This window comes from Gilliamella bombi (genome assembly GCF_900103255.1).
GTDB lineage: Bacteria > Pseudomonadota > Gammaproteobacteria > Enterobacterales > Orbaceae > Gilliamella > Gilliamella bombi.
Genome location: NZ_FMWS01000069.1, coordinates 1 through 4,573 on the forward strand (window position 1 = coordinate 1; position 4,573 = coordinate 4,573).

At 34.7% G+C, this 4,573-nt stretch carries 3 protein-coding genes and 1 pseudogene; 2 read left to right on the plus strand and 2 right to left on the minus strand.

The window, feature by feature from the left end; genetic code table 11:
- Positions 1-357: 357 nt before the first annotated feature.
- Together tpx and B9N71_RS11615 are read left to right on the plus strand one after the other, a co-directional pair.
- The gene (gene tpx / locus B9N71_RS11610; protein ID WP_085166029.1) at positions 358-870 is read left to right on the plus strand and encodes a thiol peroxidase; all 513 of its coding nucleotides are present in this window, start codon (positions 358-360) and stop codon (positions 868-870) included.
- 140 nt (positions 871-1,010) lie between these two features.
- The gene (locus B9N71_RS11615; protein WP_065589508.1) at positions 1,011-2,192 is read left to right on the plus strand and encodes a sugar transporter; all 1,182 of its coding nucleotides are present in this window, start codon (positions 1,011-1,013) and stop codon (positions 2,190-2,192) included.
- A 105-nt stretch (positions 2,193-2,297) separates the two neighbouring features.
- Here the strand turns inward: B9N71_RS11615 and B9N71_RS11620 are convergent, their stop codons facing one another.
- Together B9N71_RS11620 and B9N71_RS13370 are read right to left on the minus strand one after the other, a co-directional pair.
- Positions 2,298-4,223, minus strand: a complete 1,926-nt coding sequence (locus B9N71_RS11620; protein ID WP_085166030.1) for an ABC transporter ATP-binding protein — start codon at positions 4,221-4,223, stop codon at positions 2,298-2,300.
- A 148-nt stretch (positions 4,224-4,371) separates the two neighbouring features.
- A pseudogene (locus tag B9N71_RS13370) lies at positions 4,372-4,573 on the minus strand (integrase core domain-containing protein); the annotation flags it as partial.

Below are 4,573 nucleotides of genomic sequence, written 5' to 3' on the forward strand. Positions count from 1 at the left end.
TGAATATATTGAAATCTATTATAATCGGATACGCCGTCATTCAGCCAATGGCTGGGTATCACCTGAACAATATGAACAACAATATTACCAAAACGAAAAAATGATAGAGGTGGGCACTGTCTAATATTTTGGCGAGGATCAAACTATCACATTTATTTTTATTGAAATTTTTTGGCTTATCATTGCTCACTAAATTGAGTAATCAAAAATTTTATTCATTGGATAAATCATCAAATCTAGCATAATATGAATATGACAGCTGAATAATGCTAAATTTATATTAAATAAAGCTGTAAAACTTCAATAAGTTCACTCTATAGAAACAACGTTATTAGTCACAACGCTAAGGAAACTGTTATGCAAAAAAGAGTTAATGAAATCACCATGCGCGGAGCACCTATTACTTTGTTAGGCACACAAATTAAAGTTGGCGACACAGCGCCCAATTTTATCGTGCAAGATTTAAAAATGAAGCCCATTAAATTGTCCGATTTTAAAGGTAAAATCAGAATTATTAATTCGGTTCCATCCATTGATACCTCAGTATGTAGTGCTCAAGTGCATCGCTTTAACGTCGAAGCGGCAAAATTAAAAGACACAGTGATATTTTCAATTAGCGTCGATCTACCTTTTGCCTTAAATCGCTACTGTGCTGCTGAAGGTATTGATGCCGTTAAAGTCACCTCAGATCATAAAGAACTCAACTTTGGTTTAAAATATGGAGTTGTTATTGAAGAGTTGCGATTACTTTCTCGAGCTGTATTTGTCATTGATAAAAACGACAAAATTGTTTATGTGGAATATGTTAAAGAAACCTCTTCTGAACCTGATTATGACAAAGTCCTAGCTGCAGCTAAAGCACTAGAATAAATCGCTATAATGAAACATCGCCCTCAAATACTAATATTGGTGGCGATTAAGTTTAAGATTTATTCTTAGCAACTATTTAATAGACAAACATATTCAGTTATAATCAAAAGTAATCTAATATTCCCTCCAAAATCTTAATCATGAATAATAGTATTAACCGATCTCGGGTTTGGTCATCAATTCTTTGTCTTGCATTTGCGGCATTTATTTTTAATACAACGGAATTTGTACCTGTCGGGCTATTACCCAATATTGCTGAAAGCTTTTCAATGGACGTAGCTCATGCTGGATTATTACTCACTATTTATGCGTGGGCTGTTTCGTTATTATCATTGCCACTCACAGTATTAACATCAAAAATGGAACGAAGGAAGCTACTTATCCTTTTATTTTGTCTATTTATAGGTAGTCATATTTTAGCTGGAGTCGCATGGAATTTTTACAGCTTAATGATAGCAAGAATTGGTATTGCTTGTGCACATGCGGTATTTTGGGCAATTACAACACCACTTGCAGTTCGGTTAGCGCCCAATGGTAAAAAAGCTAAAGCAATGGGCTTTATTGTTATTGGCGTATCGATGGCAACCATTCTAGGTATTCCAATTGGCACCATCATAGGACAACTCGTTGGCTGGCGCGTGACTTTTTTATGTATTGCTGGTATCGCTTTTTGCGTGATGATATTACTACTCCGCTTATTGCCTACTGTACCAAGCATGGATATTATCTCTATCAAAGATATTCCAATGGTATTAAAACGCCCAATACTGCTAAACATTTATTTATTAATTGCCATTATTATTGCAGGTCACTTTACTGCCTATACCTATATTACGCCATTCATGAAAAATATTGGTGGATTTAACCAAAATGTTATCGTCCTTTTATTATTAGTTGTAGGTTTTTCTGGAATGATTGGTAGCGTTATTTTTGCAAAATATGCTGAAAAAAATCCAACCGCAATTTTCATCATCCCTATGCTACTACTGATTACTTGCTTATTATCGCTTTATGTATGTTCATTCACGCTTTATACTGCAATCATTCAATGTTTAATTTGGGGACTTTCCATTACAATTATTGGAATGGTTATGCAAAGCAAAGTAATTGATGCCGCACCCGATGCCACAGATATAGCCACTTCAGTCTATTCTGGTATTTTCAATATTGGAATAGGAGGCGGTGCTTTTATAGGCAGTAAGGTATTAATTTTACTTTCAATTGATTACATTGGTTATGTTGGTGCGTGTTTTGTCATCATCGCACTATTATTATTCTACTTTTTATCTAGAAAATTATGGAATAATAAAACGGTTATTTAAAAAAGGGTTATGTAAAAAATATTATATAAAAACCTTAGGGTAAGGAAACAGCATTATTTATTTTATAACACAAATAAATAATGCTGAACAATACTAACATTTACCTTATGATTTACTTAAAGACTCTAACTGTTCCCATCTTTCAAAAACAGCTTCTAATTCAGCCTCTTTATCTGCCAAAGATTGTAAAATTGGACTAGTAATTTCATGAGTTTGATTAAAAAAGTCACTTTGACCAATTTGTGCTTGTAAATCAGTAATCTCTAATTCTAATTGTTCTATTTTGCTTGGTAATTGTGCCAATTCTCGTTGTTCATTATAACTCAGTTTAACTTTCTTTTTAGCGGTTCGCTCACTACTTTGATTATTAGTAGCGCCTAATTCTTTTTTAGGTTGCTCAAGTTTATTAACTGTCGTTACTTTAACTGGTTGTGCCTGCTGCTGTTGTTGCAGAGCATCGGCATAACCACCAGCATAAACACCAATATGGCCTTTTTCTTCAAAAAACCAACATTGAGTGACCACATTATCAACAAATTGCCGATCATGACTAACCAACAAGACAGTTCCTTGATAATCATTCACTAACTCTTCTAGCAATTCTAATGTTTCAATATCAAGATCATTGGTCGGTTCATCAAGTATTAATAAATTGCTAGGTTTTAAAAATAGTTTAGCCAGCAATAAACGATTACGCTCCCCACCAGACAGTGCTCGTACAGGTGTTCTTGCACGTTTAGGCGGAAATAAAAAGTCCTGTAAATAACCAAGTACATGGCGTGAACGACCATTTACCATTACCTCTTGTTTACCTTCGGCTAAATTGTCCATCACTGTTTTTTCAGGATCGAGCTCTAACCGATACTGGTCAAAATAAGCCACTTCAAGCTTAGTGCCACAATGCACATTACCTGATGTTGGCTCTAAATTACCTAACATCAATTTAAGTAACGTTGTTTTACCAATTCCATTAGGACCAATCAGAGCGATCTTATCACCACGTAATACTTGCACAGAAAAATCATTAACTAGTAACTTATCCTCAATCTGATATGTCACATTTTCAAGCTCAAAAACAATTTTTCCTGAACGTAATGCTTCCTCGATTTGCATTTTAGCACTACCCATAACTTGGCGTCGCTTGCTATATTCTTGACGCATTGCTTTTAATGCTCGCACTCGCCCTTCATTACGAGTACGACGAGCTTTAATACCTTGTCGGATCCAGACTTCTTCTTGAGCTAATTTTTTATCAAATTCAGCATTTTGTAACTCTTCAACACGCAATGCTTCTTCTTTACCAAGCAAATAATTATCATAATTCCCACTCCAAGACGCAATTTTACCTCGATCCAGATCAATAATACGCGTTGCCATTTGACGAATAAACGAACGATCATGGGAAATGAACACAATACTGCCATTAAAACTTTTCAAAAAATCTTCCAACCATTTAATGGTTTGAATATCCAAATGATTGGTTGGTTCATCAAGCAATAAAACTGTTGGTTGACAAACCAACGCTTTGGCTAATGCGGCTTTACGCAACCACCCACCCGATAACGAAGACAACAACGCATCACCATCAAGCGATAATGAAGAAATAACATTACGAATACGGCTATCTAATTGCCAACCATTTTGATGATCTAACTGTTCTTGCATTTTAGCTAATTTATCTAAATTACTTTCGCAAGGATCGTGCTCAACACGATGAGCTAAATCATAGTAATCTCGTAATAACTGTGCTTGTTCGTGTAATCCTTCTGCCACAAAATCAAACACACTACCTTGCACATCACGAGGAGGATCTTGTTGCAATCGTGAAACAATCACATTATTTTCATAAATAATTTGCCCTTCGTCTAATGGCACTTCTTTATTTAAAACTTTAAGTAAAGTCGATTTTCCAGCACCGTTACGGCCAACAAGACAAACACGCTCATTTGGCTCAATAGACATATCGATATGATCAAGCAACGGCGCATCACTAAATGAAAGATAAGCATTGGTAAGATTAATTAATGACATAGTTATTGGTGGTTTTTATTTAGATATTAAGTAATAAAACATTATTCTATCATAAAGTGACCAAAGGCAACTAAAGCAAATACAAAAGATAAACCAATATATAAGAATTACTGGCATTATTTATACTTTCATTGTAACTACCTCAAACTTAGTACACAACTGACGTAGAAAATGAAGCTGCCTGTTTTAATGTTTTATATTTGAACAGTGTCATGTTATTTAATGCATCATGCGGTCTTTCGGTGTTATACTTCGGTTATTCTCCTTGCTTGTGCTAAGTTGTTAAAAAGATATAAATCGAGTACTTCAGTACGATAGGTACGATTAAATCGTTCAATATAGCCATTTTG

What these genes read in the sequence shown, in the direction of transcription:
- tpx (WP_085166029.1), top strand. Translation starts at nt 358, where the DNA reads ATGCAAAAAAGAGTTAATGAAATCACCATGCGCGGAGCACCTATTACT.
- B9N71_RS11615 (WP_065589508.1), top strand. Translation starts at nt 1,011, where the DNA reads ATGAATAATAGTATTAACCGATCTCGGGTTTGGTCATCAATTCTTTGT.
- B9N71_RS11620 (WP_085166030.1), bottom strand. Translation starts at nt 4,223, where the DNA reads ATGTCATTAATTAATCTTACCAATGCTTATCTTTCATTTAGTGATGCG.